Here is a 13,715-nt window from a genome sequence, read left to right on the forward strand (position 1 = left end):
CAAGCCACAAGCCACAAGCCACAAGCCACAAGCTACCGGCCGCACCAGCGAACGCGCCGCTATCGCTTCACGTCGAGCGTTTCCGACGGCGATTCACCAAACTTTTCCCGATACGCGATCGCGAACCGGCCAAGGTGTGTAAACCCGCAATCGAGCGCGACATCGGCGATCCGCCGGTCGGACGCCGCGCCGCGCAGCAGCTCGCGCGCATGGTCGAGCCGCGTCGCGCGCAGGTACTGCATCGGGCTCATTCCCCGGAACTGCAGGAACGCGTCGCGCAGCGTCCGTTCCGGCACGTTGGCGGCCTGGACGATATCGGCGAGTTGCAGCGGCTGCGCGTAGTGCGCGTTCACGAACTCCTGTGCGCGCCGCACGAAGCCCGGCGCCGGGTCGCGGTGCGAGGCGTGCAGCACGGACGGCGGGTGGCCTTCGATCAGCAGGTCGATCAGCAGGTGCTCGAGCTGCGACGCGACGCGCGGGTTCGCGTTCGCGCGCTCGAGCAGCTCGGGCGAGCGTGCGACGAGCATCAGTTGCTGGCGCCACGCGGCGAGCGCGGCGTCGCTGACGTGCAGCACCGGGTCGAGCGTCGCGCGCGGGTCGCCCGTCAGCGAGCCGACCGTCGCCGCGTCGATGCGCAGCACGAATTGCTCGCAATCGGCCGACAGCACCGCGTCGAAGCGCTCGCCGGGCGCGCACAGCACGCCGGTCTGGCCGTCGACGCCGAGCTGCCGCCCCATCGCGCGCACCTCGGCCTGGCCGGACAGGCAGAACATCAGCAGGTAGTAGCCGTCGACCGCGTCGACCTGCACGCGCATCGCGTCGCCGAATGCGATCGTGCCGATCCCGAGCCCGCCGAGCCTGACGAAATCCATGTGCGACGCGCCGTGCGTGCGGCCGGTCGGCAGCAGCGCATGCGGCTGCATCACGCGCGAGATCCGCTCGCGCGTCTCGTCGAGATCGCGGGATTCGAACAGCCGGTGCGCGCGCAGCGCGAGCGGCTCGAACGACGTTGGGGACATGGGCCTCAGCCTTTGTATGAGCGACGCGCGCTTCGATCCGATGAATGGGTCGCGATCGTGCGCAGGGTCGTGTGTGCCGTCATGCTAGCTCAGAAATCCGCCGAAAGTGGATATTGCGCCGCCGCAATCGCACTTTCCGGATAGACGGCGAATATTAGCCTTTCAAAAATGGACTCCATCTTGTTAATGAAACGGAACCACAAGGAGTCCGACATGGAGCAGACAGAATCGCCCGTCGTGTTCGCCGCGCGCGACAACGCGTCCGACGTGAGCTTTCCGCACGACGACGGCTCGCGCGTGCCGTACAAGGTGTTCAGCTCGCAGGCCGTCTACGAACGCGAGCAGGAACGCATCTTTCGCGGCCCGACGTGGAACTTCGTCGCGCTGGAAGCGGAAATCCCGAACGCCGGCGATTTCAAGAGCACGTTCGTCGGCGATACGCCGGTGGTCGTCACGCGCACGGAGGACGGCGCGCTTTCCGCGTGGGTGAACCGCTGCGCGCACCGTGGCGCGCAGGTGTGCCGCAAGTCGCGCGGCAACGCGAGCTCGCATACGTGCGTGTATCACCAGTGGAGCTTCGACAACGCGGGCAACCTGCTGGGCGTGCCGTTCCGGCGCGGCCAGAAGGGGATGTCCGGGATGCCGGCCGACTTCGATCCGAAGCAGCACGGGCTGCGCAAGCTGCGTGTCGACAGCTATCGCGGGCTCGTGTTCGCCACCTTCAGCGACGACGTGATGCCGCTGCCCGACTACCTCGGCGAGCAGATGCGCCCGTGGATCGACCGGATCTTCCACAAGCCGATCGAGTATCTCGGCTGCACGCGCCAGTATTCGAAGTCGAACTGGAAGCTGTACATGGAGAACGTGAAGGACCCGTATCACGCGAGCATGCTGCACCTGTTCCATACGACCTTCAACATCTTCCGCGTCGGGATGAAGGCGCGCTCGATTCCGGATGCGAACCACGGGCTGCACAGCATCATCACGGTGACGAAGACGGGCGACGATACGTCGGCCGCGTACAAGCAGCAGAACATTCGCTCGTTCGACGAGGGCTTCCATCTGGAAGACGAATCGATTCTCGATCTCGTGTCGGAATACGACGAGGACTGCACGAACCATATCCAGCCGATCTTCCCGCAGCTCGTGATCCAGCAGATCCACAACACGCTGGTCGCACGCCAGATCCTGCCGAAGGGCCCCGACAACTTCGAGCTGATCTTCCACTTCTTCGGCTACGCGGACGATACGCCCGAGCTGCGCGCGCTGCGCATCAAGCAGGCGAACCTCGTCGGGCCGGCCGGCTATATCTCGATGGAGGACACGGAGGCGACCGAGCTCGTGCAGCGCGGCACGGTGCGCGACGGCGACGCGACGTCGGTGATCGAGATGTCGCGCGGCAATCCGGACCAGCAGGACACGGTGATCACCGAAAGCCTGATCCGCAAGTTCTGGGTCGGCTACCAGAAGCTGATGGGCTATTGAAGCGGGAGCGCGGAACGATGGAAAACCTGACGGAAGACATGAAGACGTGGTTCGAGATTTACATGCTCCAGAACCGCTATATCGGGCATCTCGACAACAACCGGCTCGAGGAGTGGCCGACGATGTTCACCGAGGACTGCACGTACGAAATCGTGCCGAAGGAGAACGCCGACCTCGGGCTGCCGGTCGGGATCGTCCACTGCACGAACCAGCGGATGCTGCGCGACCGCGTGGTGTCGCTGCGGCACGCGAACATCTACGAAGAGCATACGTACCGGCACATGACGTCGGGCCTGACGATCGTCGCGCAACGTGACGGCGAGATCGACACCGAGAGCAACTACGTCGTCGTGCAGACGCGCAGCAACGGCGAGTCGAACGTGTACCAGGCCGGCAAGTACTACGACACGGTCGTGCGCACGCCGGACGGGCTGCGCTACAAGACCAAGCGGGTGATCTACGACACGTCGCGCGTGCAGACGCTGCTCGCGACCCCGATCTGATACGGAAGCAAGGAACAGTCATGACTGAAGCAACGCTCGCCGAGTGGCATCCGCTCGGCGCTTTCGACGAATTCTCCGAAGACGAACCGGCGGCGCGCGTCGCCGGCCAGAAGCCGGTCGCCGTGTTCCGGATCGGCGACGAACTGTTCGCGATGCACGATCTCTGCACGCACGGCCATGCGCGGCTGTCCGAGGGTTATGTGGAGGACGGCTGCGTCGAATGCCCGCTGCACCAGGGGCTGATCGACATTCGCACGGGCGCGCCGAAATGCGCGCCCATCACGGAGCCGGTGCGTACCTATCCGATCCGGATCGTCGACGGGCAGGTGGAAGTCAATGTCGGCTGATCCGTTCGTGATCGTCGGCGCCGGCCATGCGGCGCGGCGCACGGCCGAAGCGCTGCGCGAACGCGACGCCGCGGCGCGCATCGTGATGATCGGCGCGGAACGCGAGCTGCCGTACGACCGGCCCGCGCTGTCGAAGGATGCGCTGCTGAGCGAGGGCGGCGAGCAGCGTGCGTTCGTGCGCGATGCCGCGTGGTACGACGCGCAGCGCATCGAGCTGCGGCTCGGCACGCGCGTCGACGCGATCGAGCGCGACGCATTGCGCGTGCGGCTCGACGACGGCACGACGCTGCCTTATGCGCGGCTCGTGCTGGCGACGGGCTCGCGGGTGCGCACGTTTGGCGGGGAGATCGACGAAGGCGTCGCGCCGCATTACGTCCGCACGGTCGACGATGCGCGTGCGTTGCGCGCGCAGCTCGCGCCGGGGCGCCGCGTGGCGGTGCTCGGGGGCGGTTTCATCGGCCTCGAGGTCGCGGCGGCGGCGCGCCAGCTCGGTTGCGACGTGACGGTGATCGATCCGGCGCCGCGCCTGCTGCAGCGCGCGTTGCCGGAAGTCGTCGGCGCGTATGCGCATCGGCTGCACGACGCGCGCGGCGTGGTCTTCCGGATGGCGACGCTGCCGCGCGCGATCCGTCGCGCGCCGGGCGGCGGCGCGATCGTCGAGACCGATCGTGGCGACGTGCCGGCCGATCTCGTCGTGGTCGGCATCGGGGTGGTGCCGAATGTCGAGCTCGCGCAGGCAGCGGGGCTCGATGTCGACAACGGGATTCGCGTCGACGCGGGCTGCCGTACGGTCGATCCCGCGATCTTCGCGGCGGGCGAGGTGACGATGCACTTCAATCCGTTGCTCGGGCGTCACGTGCGGATCGAATCGTGGCAGGTGGCCGAGAACCAGCCGGCCGTCGCGGCGGCGAACCTGCTCGGCGCCGACGAAACCTATGCCGAGCTGCCGTGGTTGTGGTCCGATCAGTACGACTGCAACCTGCAGATGCTCGGGTTGTTCGGCAGCGAACGCACGATCGTCGTGCGCGGCGATCCGGCGGACGGGCCGTTCACGGTGTTCGGGCTGGGGGACGACGGCAGGATCGTCGCGGTGGCCGCGGCGAACCAGGGGCGCGACATCGGCGCATCGCGCCGGCTGATCGCGGCCGGGGCGGTGCCCGATCCGGTGAAGCTCGCCGATCCTGCGGTGAATTTGAAGACGTTCCTGTAACGGCGGCAGGCGCGGCGAGTATGGCGGGCGCGGTGGACGGATGGCGTCGGCGACGACGTCGCCAGCCGCGCGCTTGCCGGACGATTGCACGACGCGGCGGGTGACGTTTTGCCCGGTGGCGGTCGCGCGGGGCCGTCGCGTTTCATGCCGCGCGTTTGTCGGCCGGTGCGAAATCGGGGATATTAGCGGCATCGCCGATTCGCCTGCCGCCATGACGCCAGACAAAGCCCTCGAACTGAAACGCAGCAAGCGCCGCGCGCTGTGGCTGCTGCTGGCCGCCGTCGCGGTGTTCGTCACGACGATCCTGCTGCCGCGTGGCCCGTGGGTCGACGGCTTCAAGGCCGTGGCCGAAGCCGCGATGGTCGGCGCGCTCGCCGACTGGTTCGCGGTCGTCGCCCTGTTCCGCCGTGTGCCGATCCCGTTCGTGTCGCGTCATACCGAGATCATTCCGAAGAACAAGGACAAGATCGCCGACAACCTCGCGGTGTTCGTGCGCGAGAAGTTCCTCGGCCCCGACGCGCTCGCCGCGCAGATCCGCCAGCACGATCCCGCGCAGAAACTCGGCGCTTGGCTCGGCGAACCGGCAAACACTGACGCGCTCGGCGGCTACGTGACGAAGCTGATGAGTTTCGCGCTCGACATGACCGACGACGCGCGGATCCAGTCGTTCGTCCACGATGCGTTTCGCGCGGTGATCGACCGGGTCGACCTGTCGCAATCGGCCGGCGCGATCCTCGACACGCTGACGAAGGACGGCCGCCACCAGGTGCTGCTCGACGACGCGATCGAACAGGTGGTCGACGTGCTCGACAAGGAAGAAAACCGCGAGGTGATCGCGGGCTTCATCGTCGAATGGCTGAAGACGCAGTACCCGAAGGTCGAGAAGATCATGCCGACGCAGTGGTTCGGCGAGAACGGCGCGCGGATGCTCGCGAGCGCGGTGAGCCGCGTGCTGGAGGGCGTGGCGGCGGACCCCGAGCACGAACTGCGGCAGCGCTTCGACCGGACGGTCGTGCGGCTGACCGAGCGGTTGAAGCACGATCCCGCGTTCATCGCGAAGGGCGAGGAGATCAGGCGTTACGTTCGCGACGGCGCCGCGTTCAACGAGTATGTCCGCGACTTGTGGGATCAGTTGCGCGCGTGGCTGAAGGCCGATCTCGCGCGCCCCGATTCGGCGCTGCACCGGCAGGCCGCGACGCTCGGCGGCTGGCTCGGTGCGCGGCTGGCGGAGAGTCCGGCATTGCGCGCGTCGCTGAACGAGCATGTCGAGAAGGCGGTGCACGAGATGGCGCCGGATTTCGCGGATTTCCTGATGCGCCATATCCGCGACACGGTGCGCAACTGGGATGCGCGCGAGATGTCGCGGCAGATCGAGCTGAACATCGGCAAGGACCTGCAATACATCCGCATCAACGGCACGCTGGTCGGCGGGCTGATCGGGCTCGGGTTGTATCTCGTGTCGCTGGTGCCGCGCTGGGCAGCCGGCTGGCCGCATTGACGCGGCCACGGATATCGCGGGAGGGCGCGGAGGGAGCGACGGGCCGCGCCCGCGCGTCATGCGTGCGCTTTTGCGCCGTGCAGTTGCAGGCCGAGCGCCTTGATGACCTTCAGGATGGTGCCGAAGCTCGGGTTGCCGTCGTGCGACAGCGCCTTGTACAGCCCTTCGCGCGACAGGCCCGCGTCGCGCGCGACCTGCGACATGCCGCGTGCGCGTGCGATCACGCCGAGCGCGTGCGCGATGAAGGCCGGATCGTCGCCGGCTTCCTGCAGGCACGCTTCGAAGTAGTCGGCCATGTCGTCTTCGGTCTTCAGATGGTCGGCCGAATCCCACGGCCGGGTGCTGATCTTGTCCATCGATTACTCCATGTCGAGGTGCGCGAGCATCGCGTGCGCGGCGCGTATGTCGGCCTGTTGCGTCGATTTATCGCCGCCGCAGAGCAGGATGACCCAGATCGTTCCGCGCCGGACGTAGTAGACGCGATAACCGGGGCCGTGGTCGATCCGCATTTCGACGACCGGCGAGCCCGCGGATTTCCAGTCGCCCGGATTGCCCATCGACAGGCGGTCGATGCGTGCCTGGATGCGGCGCTTCGCGACGCGATCCCGCAGGCCGGCAAACCATGCGTCGAAGACGTCGGTGGTCCGGATGCTGAACGTAGGCGCACTGTAGGGCATTGATTGCGGTATGTCAACCATGGTTCACAGATGGGTCGGGTTGGATCGGGCTATTCGGTAGCCGCTACATTAGGGCTGCCCGCTTCGTTTGCGTGCCAAATGGCCATTCGGCCGAAGTCGGAGTTCTGCGAATCCGTCTACAATCAATCACGTCTTTGCCGCCCGTGCGCGCTTGCCGCGCGCGGGCGGATCCGTTTGTCCTCCGCTATCCGGAGGCGCCGCCGCGCATCGCTCGTTGCGCGGCGGGCAGTGCCGTGGTTTGTGTCCAGTAGGTAAAGCGTCCGCGTGCCGTAGGCCGGCGCGCGTTCTGAACGCTGCGTGTCCGTAGGCCGGGCAGGCGGCATCAACCGAGAGTCCCCCATGAAAGCATCGGATCTGTTCGTGAAGGCGCTGGAAGCCGAAGGCGTCGAGTACGTGTTCGGCATTCCCGGCGAAGAAAACCTCGATCTGCTCGAATCGCTGCGGCGATCGAAGATCAAGCTCGTGCTGACCCGGCACGAGCAGGCGGCAGGGTTCATGGCCGCCACCTATGGCCGCCTGACGGGCCGTACCGGCGTGTGTATCGCCACGCTCGGGCCCGGCGCGACGAACTTCGTGACGGCCGCCGCGTATGCGCAGCTCGGCGGGATGCCGATGCTGATGATCACCGGGCAGAAGCCGATCAAGTCCAGCAAGCAGGGCCACTTCCAGATCGTCGACGTGGTCGACATGATGCAGCCGCTCACGAAGTTCACGCGGCAGATCGTGTCGATCGGCAACATCCCGTCGGCCGTGCGCGAGGCGTTCCGCCGCGCGGAGGAGGAGCGTCCGGGCGCCGCGCACCTCGAGCTGCCGGAAGACATCGCGCACGAGGAGGGCGACGGCAAGCCGATCCCGCGCAGCTACAGCCGGCGGCCGGTGGCGGAGGAAAAGGCGATCGCGCATGCGGTCGACGCGATCCAGGCCGCGCGCCATCCGCTGCTGATGATCGGTGCGGGCGGCAACCGCAAGACCACCTGCAAGATGCTGCTCGAATTCGTCGACAAGACGGGCATCCCGTTCTTCACGACGCAGATGGGCAAGGGCGTGATCGACGAGACGCACCCGCTGTGGCTCGGCAACGCGACGCTGTCCGACGGCGATTTCGTCCACCGCGCGATCGAGCATGCGGACTGCATCATCAACGTCGGCCACGACGTGATCGAGAAGCCGCCGTTCTTCATGCGTACCGACGACAAGACCGTGATCCACGTGAACTTCCTCGGCGCGCAGGTCGATCCCGTCTACTTCCCGCAGATCGAGGTGGTCGGCGACATCGCGAACGCGGTGTGGCAGATGAAGGAGGCGCTCGCACCGCAGCCGCACTGGGATTTCTCGCGCTTCACGATGATCAAGGCGCATTTCGACGCCCACCTGGAGAAGGGCCAGCACGATCCGCGCTTCCCGATGTACCCGGTGCGGATCGTCAACGATCTTTACAACGCGCTGCCGGTCGACGGCATCGTCTGTCTCGACAACGGGATGTACAAGATCTGGTTCGCGCGCTACTGGCGCGCGCACGAGCCGAATTCCCTGCTGCTCGACAACGCGCTCGCGTCGATGGGCGCCGGCCTGCCGTCGGCAATCGCGACGAAGATCGTGCACCCGCAGCGCAAGGTGATCGCCGTGTGCGGCGACGGCGGCTTCATGATGAATTCTCAGGAGCTCGAAACGGCGGTGCGCCTGAAGCTCGACATCGTCGTGATGATCCTGCGCGACGACGCCTTCGGGATGATCCGCTGGAAGCAGGAGAACATGAATTTCCCCGATTTCGCGATGACGCTGCAGAACCCCGATTTCGTGTCGTATGCGCGAAGCTACGGCGCGCACGGGCACCGCGTCGAATCGGCCGACGATCTCGAGCCGCTGCTGCGCGAGTGTTTCTCGACGTCGGGCGTGCACGTGATCGACGTGCCGATCGACTATTCCGACAACGAGCGCGTGCTGAACCGCGAGATCAAGCGCCTGTCGGCGCAACTTTGAATTCCCGTTCACAGGAAGGAGTCGTTCCATGTTGAAGGAAACCTATCCGTACTACCTCGCCAACGAAGCCGTCTACGCGAACACCGATCTGGAGGTGACCGACAAGTTCAGCGGCAAGGTCGCCACGCGCGTCGCGCTGGCCGACGCGAAGGCGATCGATGCGGCGATCGCCGCGGCCGTCGATGCCGCGAAGCCGATGCGCGAGATGCCGGCCTACAAGCGGCAGGCCGTGCTCGATCATTGCGTCGCGCGGTTTCGCGAGCGCTTCGACGAGCTGGCCGAGGCGCTGTGCATCGAGGCCGGCAAGCCGATCAACGATTCGAAGGGCGAAGTGACGCGGCTGATCGACACGTTCCGCGTGGCGTCCGAGGAGTCGGTGCGCATCGACGGCGAGATCATCAACCTCGAGATCTCCGCGCGCGCGCAGGGCTATACGGGCTACACGAAGCGCGTGCCGGTCGGCCCGTGCTCGTTCATCTCGCCGTTCAACTTCCCGCTGAACCTCGCCGCGCACAAGGTCGCGCCCGCGCTCGCGGCCGGCTGTCCGTTCGTGCTGAAGCCTGCGAGCCGCACGCCGATCGGCGCGCTGATCATCGGCGAGGTACTCGCCGAAACCGACTTGCCGAAGGGCGCATTCTCGGTGCTGCCCGCGCATCGCGACGGCGCCGACCTGTTCACGACCGACGAGCGTTTCAAGCTGTTGTCGTTCACGGGGTCGCCGGCCGTCGGCTGGGCGCTGAAGGAAAAGGCCGGCAAGAAGAAAGTCGTGCTGGAGCTCGGCGGCAACGCGGCCGCGATCGTCGACGCGGATCAACGCGACCGGCTCGACTACGTGGTCGAGCGCCTCGCGTTCGGCGCGTACTACCAGTCGGGCCAGAGCTGCATCGGCGTGCAGCGGATCCTCGTCCATGCCGATCTGTACGACGCGCTGCGCGAGAAGCTGATCGCAAAGACGCGTTCGCTGAAGATGGGCGATCCGAAGGATCCGTCGACGTTCGTCGGGCCGATGATTTCCGAATCCGAATCGCGCCGGCTGTCGGGATGGATGGACGCGGCCGTCGCGGCGGGCGCGAAGATCGTCGCGGGCGGCAAGGTCGACGGCGCGATGTTCGAAGCGACGCTGCTGGAAAACGTCGGGCATGAGCAGGACCTGTACCGGAAGGAGGCGTTCGGCCCCGTCGCGATCCTCGAGAAGTTCGACCGGTTCGACGATGCGCTCGCCCGCGTGAACGACAGCGACTTCGGGCTGCAGGCCGGCGTGTTCACCGATTCGCTCACGCATGCGCAGCGCGCGTGGGACGAGCTGGAAGTCGGCGGCGTCGTGATCAACGACGTGCCGTCGTTCCGCGTCGACAACATGCCGTACGGCGGCGTGAAGGATTCGGGCCTCGGCCGCGAAGGGATCCGCTACGCGATCGAGGACATGACCGAGCCGCGGCTGATGGTCGTGCGGCGCCGGTAACGCGGGGCGGGATGCGCGGTGCCGCGACGGCACGCGGGCGGGCGCAAGGCCGGCCCGCGTGCCGTTTTTCATGGCGTCGCGCGCAGCGGGCCGGCGCCGGGCCCCGCCGGGCTCGCATCGCGCCCGGATCGTGTCCGGATCGTGCCCGCGTCGCGTGGCGGGCTGCCGGAACACGCTCGACTACGGGACTCGCCTCGTGATGTAATCGCGCGAAACTGCCGACCGGGGTACGACGCCGGAAAGCGCGAATTCATTCTTCACGAGGTCGATTCATGTCTCCCGTCTCGGCATTCAAGCTGGTTTTGTTGTCATTTCTCGCGATCGTCGCGCTCGAATGCCTCGCCAAGCGGCTGCGGCTGCCGCCTGCGGCCGCGCTGCTGATCGGCGGCATCGGCATCGCGTTCATCCCCGGCCTGCCGCCGATCGATCTCGATCCCGAACTGGTGCTGCTGGTGTTCCTGCCGCCGCTGCTGATGGACGGCGCGTACTTCTCGGTGTGGGAGGAGTTCAAGCGCAACGTCGGCGGCATCCTGCTGCTGGCGATCGGCGCGGTCGTGTTCACGACGTTCGCGGTCGGCTTCGCTGTGCACTGGGTGGCGCCGTCGCTGCCGTGGGCCGCGTGCTTCGCGCTCGGCGCGATCGTGTCGCCGCCCGACGCCGTTGCCGCGAAGGCCGTGCTCGAACGCGTCGCGCTGCCGCGCCGGCTGATGGTGCTGCTCGAAGGCGAGAGCCTGCTGAACGATGCGGCCGGCCTCGTGCTGTTCCGCTTCGCGGTTGCGGCCGCGCTCACCGGCGCGTTCAGCCTCGAGCACGCGGTCGTGCGCTTCGCGGAGCTCGGGCTCGGCGGCGTGGCGATCGGCTTCGTGGTCGGCAAGCTCGTCGTGTGGTTCCTGAAGCAGCTCGACGACGACTATCTCGTGATCACCGTCGCGGTGATCACCGGCTGGATCGCCTATATCGCGGGCGAAATGGTCGAGGTATCCGGCGTGATCGCCACCGTCACGGCCGGCATGATCGTCGGCTGGCATCAGCACGAGGTGTTCTCGGCGGCCGTGCGCACGCGCGGCACCGCGTTCTGGCAGGTCATCGTGTTCCTGCTCGAAGCGATGGTGTTCGTGTTGATCGGGCTGTCGCTGCGCGGTGCGATCCACCGGCTCGGCGGCTTCGAGCAGGTGCTCGCGACGATGGTGCCGCCGATGTTCGCGGTGCTGGCGGCGGTGATCGTGTCGCGCTTCGTGTGGATCTATGCGGTCGAGGCGCTGAAGTGGCCGGTGCGGGGGATCGCGCGGCGCGGCGAGGCGCCGGACTGGAAGGCCGCGACGATCATGAGCTGGGCCGGGATGCGCGGCGTCGTCACGCTGGCAATCGCGCTGTCGTTGCCCGAGGCGATGCCCGGTCGCGACGTGATCCTGGTCGCGTCGTTCGCGGTGATCCTCGTCACCGTGCTGCTGCAGGGCACGACGATCGGGCCGCTGATCCGGCTGCTGCGCCTGCCGCAGCGCGAAGAACGCGCGGCGCACCACCTGACCGAGCCGCAGACGTGGGCGTACGTCGAGGCCGCGCAACTCGCGGCGATCCAGCCGCTCGTGCGCGACGAGAACGGGGTCGTGATCCATCCGCGCCTGCTCGAGCAGTACACGTATCGCGCGGAGTTGACCGAGCGGGCGAAGGACGAGCCGGCGTACCCGGCGGAAGTGCGCACCGCGCACTACGATGTCGTGCTGGCCGCGATCAGGGCCGGGCGCGCCGAATTGTTGCGCCTGCACCGTTCGGGCCGCATCCACGACGAAATGCTGCACGCGCTCGAACGCGATCTCGACCTGCAGGAAGTGTCCGCGCAACACGCACGCGGATAGGGCTGCACGGCGCCGTCATCCCGTCATCCGGCGGCCGTTGCCGGCGACCGGAAGCGCGCATGGGCAGATCGTTGCCCAGCGCGCTTTTTTTCTTCCTCACGCCCGCCGATTGGGCGCATTCCAACCCGGCCCCAAATGTGACGGACAACCGGCCTTGCAGCGCATGCAAACCTTATGGCGCCGGTCTCGCAAACGTTATCGTCTTTCGAATCCGGAAATGATCTGATTTTACTGATTCCGTCTCTTTCTGCATATTTGGCAAAACTAAACCGGAAGGAGATAGATGCTGTGTTCTAATTTCATTTAGAATCAGCCGGTTATGTTTATTGAGAGAAAGGATGCGGAGGTAATGCGGCCGCCAACGGGGAGAAATCGGCGTCCGGATCCCTGCAAGGCCAATGCCGACAGGCCAAATCGGCGGAATCGGGCGGTTTTTTCAACCGCCTAATTAAGATAGCGTCCAAGTCTGATAAACAACTCCTATGAAAGAATCGATTGGAGAATCGGCGTTTGAAACTGTATTTATGAAAGAATCGAGCGTTGATAATGCCTCGGATTGTCTTGAATCGGGGTTATCGGTCCTTCTCGTCGACGATCAACCGTTCGTCGGCGAGGTGATCCGCCGCGCGCTGCGCAGCGAACACGACATCGACCTGCACGTGTGCACCGACGCGCACCGGGCGATGGCGGTCGCGCGCGACGTGAAGCCGACGGTCATCCTGCAGGATCTCGTGATGCCGGAGATCGACGGCCTCGATCTCGTCCGCGCGTGGCGCGCGGACGCCGGCACGGCTCGCGTGCCGATCATCGTGCTGTCCGCGAAGGAGGAGCCGATCGTCAAGCGCGAGGCGTTCATCGCCGGCGCGAACGACTATCTGGTGAAGCTCCCCGACGCGATGGAACTGGCCGCACGGATCCGCTATCACTCGAATTCGTACCTGATGTCCCGGCAGCGCGACGAGGCGCTCGATTTCCTGTCGCACGACATGCGTTCGCCGCAGACGTCGATCCTCGCGCTGCTCGACGTCTACCGCGCCGAGCACGGCGAGATGCCGGCGATCATGGAACGCATTGCCGGCCATGCGCGGCGCGCGCTCGCGCTTGCCGACGGCTTCATTCACCTGACCCGCGCGCGGTCCGAGCGCCGCGCGCATGAGGTCGTGAGCCTCAACGAGATCGTGCTCGACGCCGTCGACCAGCTGTGGGAGAAGGCGGCCGGGCTCGGCAGCCGGGTCATCGCGCACGTGCCCGATACCGAGTGCGTGACGATGGGCGACCGCATGATGCTGACGCGCGCGGTCGCGAACCTGATCGACAACGGGCTGAAGTACGGCCCGGCCGGCACGGACGTGCACTGCACGCTGAGCGGCGAGGACGACGCATGGCTGATCGGCGTCGAGGATACCGGTGCGGGAATCGCGCCGGAGCAGCGCACGGCCGCGACCGAGTCGTTCGTGCAGCTCGAGTCCGCGCATGGCGCGGCGCGCGGCGGCTTCGGCCTCGGGCTCGCGTTCGTCCGCGCGACGGCGGCGCGGCATCGCGGCCAGATCCTGATGCGCAATACGGCGCGCGGCTTCATGGTCGCGCTTCGGCTGCCGGCGCAAGCGGAGCGGTGATGTCACGGCGCGGCCTGCCGGCGCCGCGCTGCCCGCAAGCC

12 protein-coding genes are annotated in these 13,715 nt (G+C 66.6%); 9 read left to right on the forward strand and 3 right to left on the reverse strand.

The annotated features are described in order from the left end of the window. Positions 1-59 precede the first annotated feature (59 nt). A complete protein-coding gene (gene andR, locus VK92_RS19535; RefSeq protein ID WP_021157295.1) occupies positions 60-1,019 on the reverse strand; it encodes an anthranilate 1,2-dioxygenase regulatory protein AndR in 960 nt (319 codons plus the stop codon). Between the two features lie 213 nt (positions 1,020-1,232). Between andR and andAc the strand changes: the two genes are divergently transcribed. From andAc to VK92_RS19560, 5 genes are all read left to right on the forward strand, one after another. After that, positions 1,233-2,504: an anthranilate 1,2-dioxygenase large subunit AndAc gene (andAc, locus tag VK92_RS19540; protein WP_048022287.1), complete on the forward strand. Its 1,272-nt coding sequence runs from the start codon at positions 1,233-1,235 to the stop codon at positions 2,502-2,504. A 17-nt stretch (positions 2,505-2,521) separates the two neighbouring features. Then, positions 2,522-3,007, forward strand: a complete 486-nt coding sequence (andAd, locus tag VK92_RS19545) for an anthranilate 1,2-dioxygenase small subunit AndAd (protein WP_048022184.1) — start codon at positions 2,522-2,524, stop codon at positions 3,005-3,007. Between the two features lie 20 nt (positions 3,008-3,027). Next, positions 3,028-3,354, forward strand: coding sequence for an anthranilate 1,2-dioxygenase ferredoxin subunit AndAb (andAb, locus tag VK92_RS19550; RefSeq protein WP_048022186.1), 327 nt, complete (start codon positions 3,028-3,030; stop codon positions 3,352-3,354). Next, a complete protein-coding gene (gene andAa / locus VK92_RS19555) occupies positions 3,344-4,564 on the forward strand; it encodes an anthranilate 1,2-dioxygenase system ferredoxin--NAD(+) reductase (RefSeq protein WP_048022188.1) in 1,221 nt (406 codons plus the stop codon). The genes andAb and andAa overlap by 11 nt, the downstream gene beginning before the upstream one ends. Before the next feature lie 211 nt (positions 4,565-4,775). After that, positions 4,776-6,062, forward strand: a complete 1,287-nt coding sequence (locus VK92_RS19560) for a DUF445 domain-containing protein (protein ID WP_021157291.1) — start codon at positions 4,776-4,778, stop codon at positions 6,060-6,062. Between the two features lie 56 nt (positions 6,063-6,118). On the opposite strand, the gene VK92_RS19565 is transcribed toward VK92_RS19560, so the two are convergent. Together VK92_RS19565 and VK92_RS19570 are read right to left on the reverse strand one after the other, a co-directional pair. Then, complete coding sequence (locus VK92_RS19565) at positions 6,119-6,418, reverse strand: addiction module antidote protein (RefSeq protein ID WP_021157290.1); 300 nt, start codon at positions 6,416-6,418, stop codon at positions 6,119-6,121. Between the two features lie 3 nt (positions 6,419-6,421). Then, positions 6,422-6,739: a type II toxin-antitoxin system RelE/ParE family toxin gene (locus VK92_RS19570; RefSeq protein ID WP_021157289.1), complete on the reverse strand. Its 318-nt coding sequence runs from the start codon at positions 6,737-6,739 to the stop codon at positions 6,422-6,424. 360 nt (positions 6,740-7,099) lie between these two features. On the opposite strand from VK92_RS19570, the gene VK92_RS19575 reads away from it, so the two are divergent. The 4 genes from VK92_RS19575 to VK92_RS19590 all read left to right on the forward strand — a co-directional run bounded on the left by VK92_RS19575 (position 7,100) and on the right by VK92_RS19590 (position 13,674). Next, positions 7,100-8,740: an acetolactate synthase large subunit gene (locus tag VK92_RS19575; protein WP_048022190.1), complete on the forward strand. Its 1,641-nt coding sequence runs from the start codon at positions 7,100-7,102 to the stop codon at positions 8,738-8,740. Between the two features lie 28 nt (positions 8,741-8,768). Continuing rightward, entirely contained in the window at positions 8,769-10,202 is a 1,434-nt protein-coding gene (locus tag VK92_RS19580) for an aldehyde dehydrogenase family protein (protein WP_048022192.1), read from the forward strand. Between the two features lie 272 nt (positions 10,203-10,474). Further along, complete coding sequence (locus VK92_RS19585; RefSeq protein WP_021157285.1) at positions 10,475-12,058, forward strand: Na+/H+ antiporter; 1,584 nt, start codon at positions 10,475-10,477, stop codon at positions 12,056-12,058. Between the two features lie 482 nt (positions 12,059-12,540). Next, positions 12,541-13,674, forward strand: a complete 1,134-nt coding sequence (locus tag VK92_RS19590; protein ID WP_048022194.1) for a hybrid sensor histidine kinase/response regulator — start codon at positions 12,541-12,543, stop codon at positions 13,672-13,674. Positions 13,675-13,715 lie beyond the last annotated feature (41 nt).

Origin of the sequence: Burkholderia sp. LK4 (assembly GCF_001043615.1) — a bacterium.
Classification (GTDB): Bacteria; Pseudomonadota; Gammaproteobacteria; order Burkholderiales; family Burkholderiaceae; genus Burkholderia; species Burkholderia cepacia.

What these genes read in the sequence shown, in the direction of transcription:
- VK92_RS19570 (WP_021157289.1), bottom strand. Translation starts at nt 6,739, where the DNA reads ATGCCCTACAGTGCGCCTACGTTCAGCATCCGGACCACCGACGTCTTC.
- VK92_RS19560 (WP_021157291.1), top strand. Translation starts at nt 4,776, where the DNA reads ATGACGCCAGACAAAGCCCTCGAACTGAAACGCAGCAAGCGCCGCGCG.
- andR (WP_021157295.1), bottom strand. Translation starts at nt 1,019, where the DNA reads ATGTCCCCAACGTCGTTCGAGCCGCTCGCGCTGCGCGCGCACCGGCTG.
- VK92_RS19565 (WP_021157290.1), bottom strand. Translation starts at nt 6,418, where the DNA reads ATGGACAAGATCAGCACCCGGCCGTGGGATTCGGCCGACCATCTGAAG.
- VK92_RS19590 (WP_048022194.1), top strand. Translation starts at nt 12,541, where the DNA reads ATGAAAGAATCGATTGGAGAATCGGCGTTTGAAACTGTATTTATGAAA.
- andAa (WP_048022188.1), top strand. Translation starts at nt 3,344, where the DNA reads ATGTCGGCTGATCCGTTCGTGATCGTCGGCGCCGGCCATGCGGCGCGG.
- VK92_RS19575 (WP_048022190.1), top strand. Translation starts at nt 7,100, where the DNA reads ATGAAAGCATCGGATCTGTTCGTGAAGGCGCTGGAAGCCGAAGGCGTC.
- VK92_RS19585 (WP_021157285.1), top strand. Translation starts at nt 10,475, where the DNA reads ATGTCTCCCGTCTCGGCATTCAAGCTGGTTTTGTTGTCATTTCTCGCG.
- VK92_RS19580 (WP_048022192.1), top strand. Translation starts at nt 8,769, where the DNA reads ATGTTGAAGGAAACCTATCCGTACTACCTCGCCAACGAAGCCGTCTAC.
- andAd (WP_048022184.1), top strand. Translation starts at nt 2,522, where the DNA reads ATGGAAAACCTGACGGAAGACATGAAGACGTGGTTCGAGATTTACATG.
- andAc (WP_048022287.1), top strand. Translation starts at nt 1,233, where the DNA reads ATGGAGCAGACAGAATCGCCCGTCGTGTTCGCCGCGCGCGACAACGCG.
- andAb (WP_048022186.1), top strand. Translation starts at nt 3,028, where the DNA reads ATGACTGAAGCAACGCTCGCCGAGTGGCATCCGCTCGGCGCTTTCGAC.